The sequence below is a fragment of the Roseomonas populi genome, from assembly GCF_024594815.1.
In the GTDB taxonomy this organism is placed as follows: Bacteria; Pseudomonadota; Alphaproteobacteria; order Acetobacterales; family Acetobacteraceae; genus Roseomonas; species Roseomonas populi.
On record NZ_JANJOU010000014.1, the window covers coordinates 1 to 13,121 of the forward strand.

Consider the following 13,121-nt stretch of genomic DNA (forward strand, 5'->3'; position numbering starts at 1 on the left):
CCCCCCCCCCCCCCCCCCACCCCCCCCCCCCCCCCCCCACCCCCCCCCCCCCCCCCCCCCCCCCCCCCCCCCCCCCCCCCCCCCCCCCCCCCCCCCCCCCCGACAAACCGTCAGCCAAAGATCAGGACGATGGCCGCACAGCCGAGGCCAGCCAATTCCGCAGGGGCCGCCACAGGACGGCTTCCGCCTTCATGCCCGCCGCCATCCCGATATGCCCGGCCGGCACGTCCAGCACCGTCGCGTCCGGAAGCCGTTCTGCCAGGGCCCGCGCGCTTTCCGGCGGCACGATCCGGTCGCCGCGCGGGATGGCGAGGAAGGAGGGGCCCCGCCAGGCGCGCGGTTCCACCACCGCCCCTGCCACGCGCCAGGTTCCGGCCGCCGGCGTATTGGCCCCGTACCACCCGCCCAGGCATTCCCGCGCGACCGGGGCTGGCAGGGGGATGCCGTCGTTCAGCCAGTCCTCCAGCGCCACGAAGTGGGCGGCGCGGGGAGAGGTGGGGTCCAGCCGCCCGAAGGCCCGGAACTTGCGCGCGATGCCGAAGGGGTCCAGCCCGGCGAAGAGGAGTTGCAACAGGTCCACGGGCAGGGTGCCAGTGGCCGAGAGCAGGGGTTCCAGCCCCGGCAGCAACCCCGCCGCTGCCCGGGCGCGCGGGGCCGATTCCCCGGCATGAAAGTCCCAGGGCGTCGCTAGCAGGGCCAGGCCGCGGACCCGGGCCGGCGTCCGCAGCGCCGCCGCCAGCGCCAGCAGCCCCCCCATGCAGTAGCCCACCAGCGAAACTGGCCCGCCCGTGGCGGCGGCAGCCGCCTCCAGCGCCCGCTCCAGCCGCCCGGCGATCCAGTCGGTCAGGGTGAAGCCCCGCTCCGCCGCGCCGGGCGCGCCCCAGTCCAGCAGCAGCACCCGCACGCCCTGCCCGGAGAGCCAGCGCAGCATGGAATGCTCGGGCATCAGGTCCAGCACCGTCGCCCGGTTCACCAGGGAGGGGACGAACAGCGCCACGGGCCCTGCCCCGCCGTAATCCAGCAGCCGCGCCGGCCCCTCGGACCACAGGGCGGGCGGGTCGGGCATCTCCCGCCGCCAGGGGTGGCCACGATAGGCCATGATGCCCCGCAGCAGCGCCGCATCCTCCCGCGCCAGCCTCTGCCAGACCGCGGCGGCGAAGCCGCCCGCCTCAGCGCTTGCGCCGAGTTCCCGCAGGATCCTTGCGTGTTCCGCCCGCCCCGCCGCCGAGCGCGGCGCGAAGCCCGGCCAGCTCCCGCTCCAGGGTGTCGAGCCGGGCGCGGAGGGGATCGCCGCCATCGTCACCAGGGCCCGGTTCAGGGCCAGGGACAGGTGCGCCGGCAGGGGCCGCGGGCCGCGCCGCGCCGTCATCGGGCGCCCCCGCGGGCGGCGAGGGCGTTTGGGAAGGCGGGGCGGGCGCTGCCGGCCAGCCCATCGGCCAGGGTGGGGAGAGGCCCGCGCCCGGCCCGAAGCCCGGTGCCCCGAAGCTTGGTGAACCGAAGCCTGGTGCCCCGAAGCCGGGCGGCGCAAACCCGCCCCCGCCCGGAAAGCCCGGCCCGAAACCTGCCGCACCGAGACCCGGGCCGTAGCCCGGCATTCCGAACCCCGCAGCCCCGAGGCCCGGATGCCACCCCGGCGCCGGCCAGGGCGGCGCGGCGCGGGACGCCTCCGCCCAATGGGCCGCCCAGTGGCGGGAGAAGGCCGCCATGGACGCCGCCCAGGCGGTGAGCAGCTCCGGATCCGCCGCCATCGCCGCCATCTCGCCCTGCCACAGCGCCACCCAATCCGCCGCCAGGCGCGCCAGGTCCGGCGCCCCCTCCTCCGTCCCGTCGCTCTTCGAACCGCTCATGCATTCCCCGGCTGGCATCCCCGCCCGCGCTTTCGCCCATTGGAGCCCTGGCCGAACCTGCGCGACGCGCCTTCCGCAGCGCGGCAAAGCCGGTTTAGCATCGTCTCCCGGCCCGGCATCAAGGCGCCCGGGCCCCAGAACCATCAGACCCGGCGACAGCCGGGGGAGGATCACCGGCCATGGCCAAGATCGATGCGCCGCAAGCGACCACCCAGGAGAGCATGGCGGAGACTGCGTCGGAAACCCCGGCAAGCCCGCCCGTGGTGGTGAAGAAATACGCCAACCGACGCCTCTACAATACCGAGACCTCCTCCTACGTCACGCTGGAAGACCTGGCCGCCATGGTCCGCCAGGGCCGCCACTTCACCGTCTCCGACGCGAAGTCGGGCGAGGACATCACCCGTTCCGTCTTGACCCAGATCATCGTGGAGGAGGAGAGCAAGGGCACGAACCTGCTGCCCATCCCCTTCCTGCGCCAGCTCATCGGCCTCTACGGCGACAGCCTGCAATCCGTGGTGCCGCGCTACCTGGAGGCCACCATGGGCACCTTCGCGCGCCAGCAGGAGGCGATGCGCCGCACGGCCCAGGAAGCCATGGGCTCCGCCATGGGAGGCTTCAACGCCTTCGCCCCCTTCGAGGAGATGGGCAAGCAGAACCTGGCAATGCTGGAACGCGCCATGAGCCTCTTCTCGCCGTTCCCAGCCCGCGGAGGCGCCGCCCCCACCGGCCCGGCCGACGAGGTCGAGGCCATGCGCGAGGAACTCGCCTCCCTGCGCGAGGAAGTGGCGCGGCTTCGCGCGGGACGTCAGGCGAGCTGATCAGCCCGTCCTGATCTGTCCGGCCCCAGGGGGCTCCGCCCCCTGGCCCCCCGGGCAAGCGCGAAGCGTTTGTCCCGAGCCAGGAGCCTGAGACCGCTGGACCTGCATCGGGCTGCCGCGGGAACTGGCCTGAGGCGTGGCGCCTGACGATCGGGGCCTCATCCCGCCCCTGCAGTCGCCTGGGCTCATTGAGCCGAGGCGCACCGTCAGCCGAACAATCTCAAACAGACAGAAAGAGATGATGGAGAGGGGCCCGGGGAGAGGAAGAATTCCTTCTTCCTCTCCCCGGGACATCCCGCCGCGTCAGGCCCGGGCCGGCACAGCCCCTCGCCCACGCTCCAGCGCCCAGGACGCGCCGAACACCGCCAGTCCGGCGAGGGTGAGCACCGCCCCCACCCCACCCGTCGCGGTCCATCCGAGGCCCGCCGCCACGACGGCCCCGCCCAGCCAGGCGCCGAGGGCGTTGGCGATGTTGAAGGCGGAGTGGCTGAGGGAGGCGGCGAGCATCTGGGCGTCCGGCGCCACATCCAGCAGGCGAGTCTGCAACGCAGGGCCCAGGCCCATGCTGGTGGCGGCGACGAGGACGATGTTGAGCGTGACCAGGGGCAGGCTGACGGGCGTGAAGAGGAAGAGGAACTGCGCCGCGCAGCCCACGGCCAGCATGATCCCGACCGCGCGCATCACGCCCCGGTCCGCCAGCCAGCCGCCGAGCAGGTTGCCGAGGATCATGCCCGACCCGAAGACGGCCAGCATCACGGGCACGGTTGATTCGCTCACGCGCGTGACCTCGGTCAGCGTGGGCGCGATGTAGCTGTAGATGGCGAACATGCCACCGAAGCCGATGGCGGTGGTGGCCAGCGCCAGCAGCACCTGCGGCCGCAGCATGGCCCCGATCTCCCGCCGGGCGCCCAGTGCCGGGCCGGTGCCGATCGGGGGCAGGCAGATGCGGATCATCAGCGCGCAGCCCAGGGCGACGAGAGCGACGAGGGCGAAGACCACGCGCCAGCTCACCAGCTGCCCCACCCAGGTGGCCAGGGGCACGCCGACCACGTTCGCGACGCTGAGGCCGAGGATCACCCGCGCCACCGCGCTCGCCCGCCGTGCCGACGGCACGAGGGAGGCGGCGACCATGGCGGCGGTGCCGAGATAGGCCCCGTGCGGAAGCCCCGCGAGGAAGCGCGCGGCGCAGACGCCGAGGAAGTCCGGCGCGGCGGCGCTGACGAGGTTGCCGAGCGCGATGAGGACGGCGAGGCCGGAAAGGAGCGGCCGGCGCGGGATGCGGGCCAGCAGCAGCGCGATCATCGGCGCGCCGACGACGACCCCCACGGCATAGGCGCTGATGGACAGGCCGGCATGGGGGACGGAGACGCCCGTCTCCGCGGCGATCTGGGGCAGCAGCCCCATGGCCGCGAACTCGCTGATGCCGAGGGCGAGCGCGCCGAGGGCCAGGGCCAGCTCCGCGGCGCCGGTGCCATGGGGCGTGTGGGGTGGGGTGTGGGGAACGTTCCGTGCCATCGGGGGGTCCTCTCTGGCGGAAGGACGCTTCCCCGGGCAGCTCTGACGACGCCTGTCCGCTCTCTAGGCCGCTTCGCCGCCCGATGCCAAGCGCTCCGGTAGCCGCCCCTTGGCAGGCGCTTCCCTGGCAGGCCCCCTACGCGTGGCCGTTCCTGATCCGCCCCGTTCTGCCCTATGGTGCCGGCATGGTCGCGCTCACCTCCCCCGACTTCAAGCGCCGCGCCGCCCGCGCCCTGGCGGACGCCAACCTGCAGAAGGCCTTGCGCCGCGGCGGCAGCGGCTTCCATTCCAAGCGCGCCCAGGCCACGGCGGCGCTGCCGGAGTTCGAGGCGCTGCGCGACATCGGGCGCGACATCAAGAACCACACCCTGGCCAACCTGGACCACTACCTGGAGGCCTTCGAGGCGAAGGTGGTCGCCAATGGCGGCCGCGTGCACTGGTGCCGCGACGCGGCCGAGGCGCGCGCCACCGTCTTAAAGATCTGCCGGGAGGCGGATGCGCGCACCGTGACCAAGGGCAAGTCCATGATCTCCGAGGAGATCGGGCTGAACGAGCACCTGGCGGCGAACGGCATCACCCCCGTCGAGACCGACCTCGGCGAGTACATCCTGCAGCTGGTGAACGAGCCGCCGAGCCACATCATCGCCCCCGCCTTCCACCTGAACCGCGAGGACTGGGAATCCCGCTTCCGCGCCGCCCACAAGGACCTGCCCGCGGACCGCGTGTTCCACGACCGCCGCGACATCATGGCCGAGGCCCGACAGACCCTGCGGGAGCGCTTCGTGCAGGCGGATGTCGGCATCACCGGGGCCAATTTCCTGATCGCGGAGACCGGCACCAGCGTCATCGTCACGAATGAGGGCAATGGCGACCTGACGCAGACCCTGCCGCGCGTCCACATCGCGCTCGCCAGCATCGAGAAGGTCGTGCCCACGCTGGAGGATTGCAGCACCTTGCTGCGCCTCCTCGCCCGTTCCGCCACGGGCCAGGACCTGTCCGTCTACACCACCTTCTCCACCGGGCCCCGCCGCGCGGCGGACGCGGACGGGCCGGAGGCGTACCACGTGGTGCTGATCGACAACGGCCGGTCCAACATGCTCGGCACGGACTTCCACGAGATGCTCCGCTGCATCCGCTGCGCCGCCTGCATCAATCACTGCCCGGTCTACAACGCCGCCGGCGGCCACGCTTACGGGTGGGTTTATCCCGGCCCCATGGGCAGCGTCCTCACCCCCGCCCTGGTGGGCCTCGAGAAGTCGGCGAACCTTCCCAACGCCTCTTCCCTCTGCGGCCGGTGCGAGAGCGTCTGCCCCGTGAAGATCCCGCTGCCGAAGATGCTTCGGAACTGGCGGGAAAGGGAGTTCGAGCGCCATCTCACCCCCTCCACCGCCCGCCGCGGCCTCGGGATCTGGGCCTGGTTCGCCCGGCGGCCGGCGCTCTACCGCGCCGCCACCCGCCTCGCCATGGGCACCCTCGCGCTGCTCGGCCGTGGCACCGGCCGCTTCCGCCGCCTGCCGTTGGCCGGAGCCTGGACCGCCAGCCGGGACCTGCCCGCGCCCGAGCCAGGCGGCACCTTCATGGCCCGCTACGCCGCCGCCCAGCGCGGCCGGCGCTAGCCCCGCCCCGCCCTGGGGACATCCTGGGCAACCTCCTTTCGCCGTGCCGCGTTTTCCCGGCCTATGTCTGGAACACGGAGACAGCCGATGCGGAAAACTGCCCTTCTCACCTTCGCCCTCCTCGGCGTCGCGGCCATCCAGTCCCTTCCCGCCAGCGCGGAGACGGCGGCCCAGGAGCGTCGGGAGAACCGCCAGGACCAGCGTGAAGCTGTCCGCGACCGCGTCCAGGACCGCCGGGAGAACCGCCAGGACCAGCGCGAGGCCGCCCGCGATCGCGTCCAGGATCGCCGGGAGAACCGGCAGGAGCAGCGTGAGGCCGTTCAGGACCAGCGTGAGGCAGTCCGCGACCGCGTCCAGGATCGGCGGGAAAACCGCCAGGACCAGCGCGAGGCCTTCCGTGAGCGCGCCGAGGATCGCCGGGACGCGGTTCGCTAGACTTTCAGCGGGCGGCGCCAGGGGAGGAGAGATGAATTCTCCCCTCCCCCGGAACCCCACCCCTCATCTTCTTCTTTTCAGGCTGCCTGGGAATGCGGAGCTTGCGGCCCGCCGAGGGCCAACGCGTCTCGGGGCGAGATATGCCGGTCCGCGCCCATGAAATCGGAAAGCCTGCGGCGCGGCAGTGATCCGGAGCAGCCGCAGCGGCCCGATCGCGGGGTCCAGCGTGGCCGTTGCCACCCCGGTGGGGGTTCTAGGGGGCAAAGCCTCCTGTATTCCGACAAACCAGAACTGGCACACCGCCCATCAGAGGCCGGTGAACCACTCCGCATAGGGCGTCCTCACGGCCATGCGCCGGTTGAAGTCCGGGGCGCCATCGGTCCACCACGCCGGGCCGCGCTCGCCGAGGGCGATCTTGGTGGCGTCCACGGCGGCGCGGGCGGCTCGCAGGGCGTCCTCGTCCTCGGCGCGCAGTGCTGTTCCGACAGCGCGACGGGCGGCCATGAGTTCCTTCGTCAGAGCCGCGCGCTCGTCCTCCGGCAGGGCGGGGTTTGACATGCGCCAGAGCCGGCCGCGGACGACGAAGTAGCGGCCGTCCGGGGTCACGGGGTAGCGCAAGTCAGGGCTTGCGGCTGAGGAGGAAGAGGGCCTGCTCCCCGAAGAGGTTGGCCAGGCGCAGGCTCTCGCGCCAGGGGGCGCGGAGCCCGTGCTCGTCCACCGCCAGCCAGCCATCCACCCGGTAGCCGTCCTGCTCGCAGAGGGCGACGAAGTCCAGGATGGTGCAGGGGTGGATGTTGGGCGTCTCGTACCACGGGCGGTTCCAGGTGTCCGTGTCCGGCATCCGGCCGGTCCAGAGGAGGCGCCAGCGCATCTGCCAGTGGCCGAAATTGGGGAAGGAGACGATGGCGTGGGTGCCGATGCGGAGCATCTGGCGCAGCACCTCCCGCGGCCGCTCCACGGCCTGGAGGGTGCGGGAGAGGACAACGTAGTCGAAGGCACCGTCCGGGTAGTGGGCCAGGTCGGCATCCGCGTCGCCATGGATGACGGCGAGACCGGCGGCCACCGCCTGGGTCGCCTGCTTCATATCGATCTCGATGCCGCGGGCGTCGGCGCGCTTCTCCTGCGTCAGGTGCCCGATCAGGGCGCCGTCCCCGCAGCCAATGTCCAGCACGCGGGCGCCGTCCGGGATCATCTCCGCGATCAGGCGGAGGTCCAGGCGCATGTTCTTGGCGACGTACTGGATGGGCTCGCGCGGCTTCATCCCCACGGGATCAGACTCCCACCGCGTCGGCTGAACCGGAGAGGAAGCCGGCCAGCGCCGCGTGGAACTCCGGCTCGTCCAGCAGAAAGGCGTCGTGGCCCTTGTCGGATTCCAGTTCGATGAAGGAGACGCGGGCGGCGGCGCGGTTCAGGGCGCGGGTCACGGCGCGGCTCTCCGCGGTGGGGAAGAGCCAGTCCGAGGAGAAGGAGGCCACCAGGAAGCGCGTGGGCGTGCCCTTGAAGGCGCGGGACAGGTCGCCCTCGTGGTCGGCCGCCAGGTCGAAATAGTCCATGGCGCGGGTAATGGTGAGGTAGGAATTGGCGTCGAAGCGCCGGATGAAGGTGCTTCCCTGGTGGCGCAGGTAGCTCTCCACCGCGAAGACGTCCTCCAGGAAGGTCAGGGCCTTGGCGCCCTGCAGGCGGCGGCCGAACTTCCGGGTCAGCGCGCTCTCCGACAGGTAGGTGATGTGGGCGACCATCCGGGCCACCGAGAGGCCCTGGGCGGGGATCCGCCCCTCCCTCCAATAGGCGCCATGGCAGAAATCCGGGTCCGCATGGATGGCGGCCCGCCCGACCTCGTGGAAGGCGATGTTCTGGGCGGAGTGATAGGAGGCGGTCGCGATCGGCGCGCAGGCGAAGACGCTGCGGGGATAGAGCGCCGCCCATTGCAGCGCCTGCATCCCGCCCATGGACCCACCGACCACGGCAAGCAGCCGCTCGATGCCCAGGTGCTCCACGAGCTTCTTCTGGGCGCGCACCATGTCGGCGATGGTGATGGCGGGGAAATCAACTCCCCAGGGGCGGCCCAGGCCGCGCCCTTCAGCGTCCGTCATCTCCTCCCGCGGGCCGGTGCTGCCCATGCAGCCGCCCAGGACATTGGCGCAGATGACGAAGTAGCGATCCGTGTCGATCGGCTTTCCCGGCCCGACGATGGAGGACCACCAGCCCGGCTTGCCCGTGACAGGCTGGGTTTCCGCCAGGTACTGATCCCCGGTAAGGGCGTGGCAGACGAGGATCGCGTTGCTGCGGGCCTCGTTCAGCGTGCCATAGGTGCGGTAGGCCACCGCCATGGGCGCCAGCATCACCCCGCTGTCGAGCGCCAGCCCCTCAGGGAAGACGACCCGCTGGTGATCCACGTCCGGCAGAGTGGTTGCAGCCTCGCTCATACCGGGAGGATTAGGAGTGCCGCCGCGGAACGGCAAGGCGGCGCCCCAGATAGGGACCGGGGGAGGGCTGCCCCTCCCCCGGCGCCGGGCGGGCTACTGGCCCACCCGCACGTATCGCAGCGGGAAGTAGTTGTCCGCCATCTGCTGCAGGGTGATGTTGTTGCGCGCCGCCCAGACCACGACCTGCTGGTGCAGGGGGATGTGGCCGACCTGGTCGGCGTGGAGCTTCATCGCCTCGTCGATCAGCTGCTGGCGCTTCGCGAGGTCGGTCTCCACCGCAATCTGGTCCGTCAGCTGGTCGAAACGGGGATTGCTCCAGCCGCCGGAGTTGAACACGCCGCGCTGGCCGCCGCGGGTGGCCATGATGTTGTAGAGCGTGTTGTGGGCGTCGTAGGTCGTGGGGGTCCAGCCCAGCATGTAGAAGCTGGTGTTGTAGCGGGGCGCCAGGATCTCCGCGAAGTAGCGGGCGCGGGTCTGGGCCGCGAGGTTCACCTTCACGCCGATGCGCGCCAGCATGGAGACCACCGCCGTGCAGATCGCCTCGTCGTTCACGTAGCGGTCGTTCGGGCAGTCCAGCGTCACGCTGAAGCCGTTGGGGTAGCCGGCCTCGGCCAGCAGCTGCTTGGCGCGGTTGATGTCCGGGCGCACCACGCGGTCCGCGCCCTCGCTCCAGCCGTTCACGCCCGGGCCGATCATCAGGCCGGTCGGGCGGGACTGGTTCCGCATGATGCGGGACTTGATGGCCTCCAGGTCGATGGCGAGCTGGAAGGCCTGGCGCACGCGCAGGTCCTTGAAGGGGTTCTTGCCGCGCACGTCGCTCTTCAGCAGCTCGTCGCGAACCTGGTCGAAGCCGAGGAAGACGGTGCGCAGCTCCGCCTGCTGGTGGATCCGCACGTTCGGCGCGCGGGAGAGGCGCTCCGTGTCCTGAGGGGGCACGGTGTAGATCATGTCCACCTCGCCCGAGAGCAGGGCGGCGACACGGGTGGCGTCATTGCCGATGACGTTGAACACCACCTCGTCCAGGTTGTGCTCCGGCTTGTCCCACCAGTTCGGGTTCGGGCGCAGCACCGTGCGCCGGTCGGGCTCGCGGCTGGCCAGCATGAAGGGGCCGGTGCCATTGGCATTGCGGGTGGCGAAGTTCTCCTGGCCCGTGGTCAGGTCCACGGCCTGGGTGGCGTTGTTCGCCTCCGCCCACTTCTTGGACATGATTGCCCAGGTGGTGATCTCCTCGAGGAAGATCGGGTCCGGGGCGTGGGTCTCGAACTCGACGGTGAAGTCGTCGATCTTGCGCACCTCCTTCACGGAGGAGAGCACGGAGGTGAGGTTGGAACCCTGGGCCCGCACGCGCGTGGCGCTGAACACCACGTCATCGGCCGTGAAGGGCGTGCCGTCGTGGAACTTCACCCCCTGGCGCAGGTTCAGGCGCCACACGGTCGGCGAGGACTGGGACCAGGAGGTCGCCAGCGCCGGCTCCACCTTCAGCTCCCGGTTCCGCCGCACCAGCGGCTCGTAGATGTTGTGCGTGAAGGTAAGGAGGAAGGTCTCGTTCCGCGCGTAGGGGTCCATGGAATTGACGTCGCCGTCATTGGCCCAGCGGAAGGTCGCCGCCTCGGCCGCAGAGCCGAAACCCATGCCCAGGGCCAGCGCCGCAGCGCCCGCCAGCAGAAGTCGTCGCATCCCAGTTCTCCCCGTTCTTGGATTCGGCCGGGAAGGCTAGGCGGGTGGCGAGCAAATGGGAACGGGTGCGCGGTCGGGGGCTCCGCCCCCGAGCCCCCGACAGGGGAAGAAAGAATTCTTCCCCTGAACCCTATCATCTTTCTTTTTCGGGCTGCCGCGGGATGCGGGACTGGTGCCGCAGGCATTCCGAATTCAGTGCGGCGCAGACTGGCATGTTCCGCGCCGAGCGGCATGGCCGCTCGGCGAACCGCAAGCCCCGCATTCCGCGGCAGCCCCGAAGAAAAAGATGAGGGTGGGGGTTCAAGGGGGAGGGAGAATTCCTTCTCTCTCCCCCCTCGCAGGCCCGGAAACGCAAACGGGGGCCTCGCGGCCCCCGTGAAGCATCGGAATGCGGCGTGCCGGTCAGGCCGCGCGCAGGGCCCTCGGCAGGTCAGACACGGCCTTGTCCACCATGGCAGCGTCGCCCTCGGCGGTCAGCTTCTCCGCGATGACGGAGCGAGCGGCGGCGGCGGCAATCTCGGCCGCGGCCTGCCGCACCTCGGCCAGAGCGCTGGCCTCGGCGGCGGCGATGCGGTCCATCGCCATGCGCTCGCGCCGGGCGGCGTTGGCCTCGGCCTCGGCAGTGGCGGCGGCGGCCACGCGGTCGGCCTCGGTGCGGGCGCGGGTCACCATCTCCTCGGCCTCGCGCAGGGCGGCGGCGCGGTCGGCCTCGGCCTGCTTGCGCATGGCCTCGGCCTCCTCACGGAGCTTCGTGGCCTCGGCCAACTCGGCCCGCACCTGGGCGCCGCGGGCGTCGAGCGCGGCGGCAGCCTTGCTCCACATCGTCCGGCCCAGCAGGAGCAGGAAGACGACGAAGGAGACGGCGACCCAGAACTTCGGGTCCAGCCAGAAATGCTCGTAGTGGTGCATCACGCGGCTCCCATGTTCCGGGCGGACAGCTCGCGGGACACGGCCGCGTCCACCGCCGCCTTGTCCTCGATCCCGGCCAGGCGCTGCACCAGGGCCGCCGCGGCGTCAGTGGCGGCCTCGCGCAGGGCGCCCATGGCGGCGTCGCGGGCGGCGCCGATCCGGGTCTCGGCCTCGGTGATCTGGGCGTTCAGGCGCTCGGCCAGGGCCTCGGCCCGCTTCGCCGCATCGGCCTGGGCGGCCTGGGTTGCGGCGGCGATGGAGGCCTGGGCCTCGGCGCGGGCGCGGGCGGTGCTGTCGCGCTGCCCGGCCTCGGCGGCCTCAGCCTGGGCGCGGGCGTCGCGCGCCGCATCCAGGTCGGAGGCGATGCGGGCGCGCCGGGTCTCCAGCACCTCCGCCACCGGCGGCAGCAGGTAGTGGGCGGCCAGGAAGACCAGCAGCCCGAAGATGACGAAGAGCCAGATCACCTGCGCGATGGTCAGGGGATTGGCGAAATCCAGCTGCGGCATGCCGCCGGCATCGGCGGCCTCGCGGGCGGCGTGCTCGTACTCGGCTGCCGTCCGGTTCGCCTCCCGCACCGCGGTGGCGCGGTCGCTGTCCGCCTGCACGGCAACGCTCTCGCCCTGCTGTCCAGGGAGGGGGGCGTTGGTCTGCACCGAGCCGGTCGGCGCGGGGGCCGTGACGTGCTGGGCGAGCGCGGCGGGCGCCTGCGAGAGCAGGAGGGCCAGGGCTGCCGCATGCCAGAGCTGGGCGAACGGGAGGCGGATCATACGGTCTCCGTTCCGCGGCGGACGGCCGGGGGAGGAACCCCCGGCCGCCCCGCGGAGCCGATCAGGCGAAGAGGATGAGGAAGGCGATGAGCAGCGCGAAGAGCGCGACCGCTTCCGTCAGGGCGAAGCCCAGGATGCCGATCGGGAACACCGCGTCGCGGGCCGACGGGTTGCGGGCAACGCTGTTGATCAGCGAGGAGAAGATGTTGCCGATGCCGAGGCCGACGCCGAAGAGCGCGATCACGGCGAGGCCGGCACCGAGCGCCTTGTAGGCACCGAGATAGGCGGCGGGGTCGTTCATCGAAGTGTCTTTCCTTGCTTGGAAAAGGGGACGTCCGGCACGTCTTTTAGTGCAGGTGCACCGCGTCGTGCAGGTAGATGCTGGTGAGGATTGCGAAGACGTAGGCCTGGAGGAAGGCGACGAGGATCTCGAAGCCGACCAGGGCCACGTTCACCGCGAGCGGCAGCGCGGCGCCGAAGATGCCGACGGCGCCCAGCGAGCCGATCAGCACGATGAAGGTCGCGAAGACCTTCAGCATCACGTGCCCCGCGACCATGTTCGCGAAGAGACGGATGGAGAGGGACACCGGGCGGGAGATGTAGGACACGATCTCGACCGGGATGATGATGGGAGCGAGCCAGAGCGGCGCGCCCTCGGGGAAGAAGTAGCCGAAGAACTTCTTCCCGTGGATCGCCAGCGCCACCACCGTGGTCACCACGAAGACCAGGAAGGCCAGCCCGAAGGTGACGGCGATGTGGGAGGTGTAGGTGAAGGCGTAGGGCAACAGGCCCAGCATGTTGCCGAAGAGGACGAACATGAAGAGCGCGAAGACGAAGGGGAAGTAGCGGCGGCCCTCATGGCCGACCTGGCCGACGACGACGCCTTCGACGAACTCGTAGAGCATCTCCGCCGCGGACTGCAGCCGGCCCGGGACGAGGGCTCGGTGGCGCATGCCGTAGACGAAAAGGAGGGTGATGAGGCCCACGGCCAGCAGCATGTGCGCGTTGGACTGGGAGAAGCCCACGGCGCGGCCGATGGGGCCCAGGACAGGCACCAGCTCGAACTGGCTCAGCGCGTCGATCGTCTTGCCTTCGGCGGCCACGTCTTGGT

Annotated in this window: 14 protein-coding genes; 3 read left to right on the forward strand and 11 right to left on the reverse strand. The window is 71.3% G+C overall.

Features of this window, described 5'->3' with window-relative positions:
* Positions 1–121 precede the first annotated feature (121 nt).
* Complete coding sequence (locus NRP21_RS16270; protein WP_257717348.1) at positions 122–1,099, reverse strand: alpha/beta fold hydrolase; 978 nt, start codon at positions 1,097–1,099, stop codon at positions 122–124.
* A 70-nt stretch (positions 1,100–1,169) separates the two neighbouring features.
* Positions 1,170–1,847, reverse strand: a complete 678-nt coding sequence (locus NRP21_RS16275) for a hypothetical protein (protein WP_257717280.1) — start codon at positions 1,845–1,847, stop codon at positions 1,170–1,172.
* 179 nt (positions 1,848–2,026) lie between these two features.
* Here NRP21_RS16275 and phaR point away from each other — a divergent pair, with 179 nt between their 5' ends.
* Entirely contained in the window at positions 2,027–2,665 is a 639-nt protein-coding gene (gene phaR, locus NRP21_RS16280) for a polyhydroxyalkanoate synthesis repressor PhaR (protein ID WP_408639637.1), read from the forward strand.
* Positions 2,666–2,968: 303 nt separating this feature from the next.
* On the opposite strand, the gene NRP21_RS16285 is transcribed toward phaR, so the two are convergent.
* On the reverse strand, positions 2,969–4,180 hold the full coding sequence (locus NRP21_RS16285) for an MFS transporter (RefSeq protein WP_257717281.1): 1,212 nt from the start codon (positions 4,178–4,180) through the stop codon (positions 2,969–2,971).
* 83 nt (positions 4,181–4,263) lie between these two features.
* Between NRP21_RS16285 and NRP21_RS16290 the strand changes: the two genes are divergently transcribed.
* On the forward strand, positions 4,264–5,796 hold the full coding sequence (locus NRP21_RS16290) for a LutB/LldF family L-lactate oxidation iron-sulfur protein (protein ID WP_456300240.1): 1,533 nt from the start codon (positions 4,264–4,266) through the stop codon (positions 5,794–5,796).
* A gap of 87 nt (positions 5,797–5,883) precedes the next feature.
* Positions 5,884–6,231: a hypothetical protein gene (locus NRP21_RS16295; RefSeq protein WP_257717282.1), complete on the forward strand. Its 348-nt coding sequence runs from the start codon at positions 5,884–5,886 to the stop codon at positions 6,229–6,231.
* Positions 6,232–6,537: 306 nt separating this feature from the next.
* Here NRP21_RS16295 and NRP21_RS16300 read toward each other — a convergent pair whose 3' ends face one another.
* From NRP21_RS16300 to NRP21_RS16335, 8 genes are all read right to left on the reverse strand, one after another.
* Complete coding sequence (locus NRP21_RS16300) at positions 6,538–6,849, reverse strand: hypothetical protein (RefSeq protein ID WP_257717283.1); 312 nt, start codon at positions 6,847–6,849, stop codon at positions 6,538–6,540.
* Position 6,850: 1 nt separating this feature from the next.
* Entirely contained in the window at positions 6,851–7,453 is a 603-nt protein-coding gene (metW, locus tag NRP21_RS16305; protein WP_257717351.1) for a methionine biosynthesis protein MetW, read from the reverse strand.
* A gap of 49 nt (positions 7,454–7,502) precedes the next feature.
* On the reverse strand, positions 7,503–8,657 hold the full coding sequence (gene metX / locus NRP21_RS16310) for a homoserine O-acetyltransferase MetX (protein ID WP_257717284.1): 1,155 nt from the start codon (positions 8,655–8,657) through the stop codon (positions 7,503–7,505).
* A 93-nt stretch (positions 8,658–8,750) separates the two neighbouring features.
* Positions 8,751–10,334: an ABC transporter substrate-binding protein gene (locus NRP21_RS16315; protein WP_257717285.1), complete on the reverse strand. Its 1,584-nt coding sequence runs from the start codon at positions 10,332–10,334 to the stop codon at positions 8,751–8,753.
* Positions 10,335–10,736: 402 nt separating this feature from the next.
* Positions 10,737–11,243: a F0F1 ATP synthase subunit B family protein gene (locus NRP21_RS16320; RefSeq protein ID WP_257717286.1), complete on the reverse strand. Its 507-nt coding sequence runs from the start codon at positions 11,241–11,243 to the stop codon at positions 10,737–10,739.
* Positions 11,243–12,010, reverse strand: a complete 768-nt coding sequence (locus tag NRP21_RS16325; RefSeq protein WP_257717287.1) for a F0F1 ATP synthase subunit B family protein — start codon at positions 12,008–12,010, stop codon at positions 11,243–11,245. Before NRP21_RS16325 ends, NRP21_RS16320 begins: the two co-directional genes overlap by 1 nt.
* A gap of 61 nt (positions 12,011–12,071) precedes the next feature.
* A complete protein-coding gene (locus tag NRP21_RS16330) occupies positions 12,072–12,311 on the reverse strand; it encodes an ATP synthase subunit C family protein (RefSeq protein WP_043832786.1) in 240 nt (79 codons plus the stop codon).
* Between the two features lie 46 nt (positions 12,312–12,357).
* Positions 12,358–13,113, reverse strand: coding sequence for a F0F1 ATP synthase subunit A (locus tag NRP21_RS16335; protein ID WP_257717288.1), 756 nt, complete (start codon positions 13,111–13,113; stop codon positions 12,358–12,360).
* Positions 13,114–13,121 lie beyond the last annotated feature (8 nt).

Bases quoted from the DNA above. Each gene is read 5' to 3' on its own strand.
- NRP21_RS16270 (WP_257717348.1), bottom strand. From the start codon at position 1,099: ATGGCCTATCGTGGCCACCCCTGGCGGCGGGAGATGCCCGACCCGCCC.
- NRP21_RS16275 (WP_257717280.1), bottom strand. From the start codon at position 1,847: ATGAGCGGTTCGAAGAGCGACGGGACGGAGGAGGGGGCGCCGGACCTG.
- phaR (WP_408639637.1), top strand. From the start codon at position 2,027: ATGGCCAAGATCGATGCGCCGCAAGCGACCACCCAGGAGAGCATGGCG.
- NRP21_RS16285 (WP_257717281.1), bottom strand. From the start codon at position 4,180: ATGGCACGGAACGTTCCCCACACCCCACCCCACACGCCCCATGGCACC.
- NRP21_RS16290 (WP_456300240.1), top strand. From the start codon at position 4,264: ATGCCAAGCGCTCCGGTAGCCGCCCCTTGGCAGGCGCTTCCCTGGCAG.
- NRP21_RS16295 (WP_257717282.1), top strand. From the start codon at position 5,884: ATGCGGAAAACTGCCCTTCTCACCTTCGCCCTCCTCGGCGTCGCGGCC.
- metW (WP_257717351.1), bottom strand. From the start codon at position 7,453: ATGCGCCTGGACCTCCGCCTGATCGCGGAGATGATCCCGGACGGCGCC.
- metX (WP_257717284.1), bottom strand. From the start codon at position 8,657: ATGAGCGAGGCTGCAACCACTCTGCCGGACGTGGATCACCAGCGGGTC.
- NRP21_RS16315 (WP_257717285.1), bottom strand. From the start codon at position 10,334: ATGCGACGACTTCTGCTGGCGGGCGCTGCGGCGCTGGCCCTGGGCATG.
- NRP21_RS16320 (WP_257717286.1), bottom strand. From the start codon at position 11,243: ATGCACCACTACGAGCATTTCTGGCTGGACCCGAAGTTCTGGGTCGCC.
- NRP21_RS16325 (WP_257717287.1), bottom strand. From the start codon at position 12,010: ATGATCCGCCTCCCGTTCGCCCAGCTCTGGCATGCGGCAGCCCTGGCC.
- NRP21_RS16330 (WP_043832786.1), bottom strand. From the start codon at position 12,311: ATGAACGACCCCGCCGCCTATCTCGGTGCCTACAAGGCGCTCGGTGCC.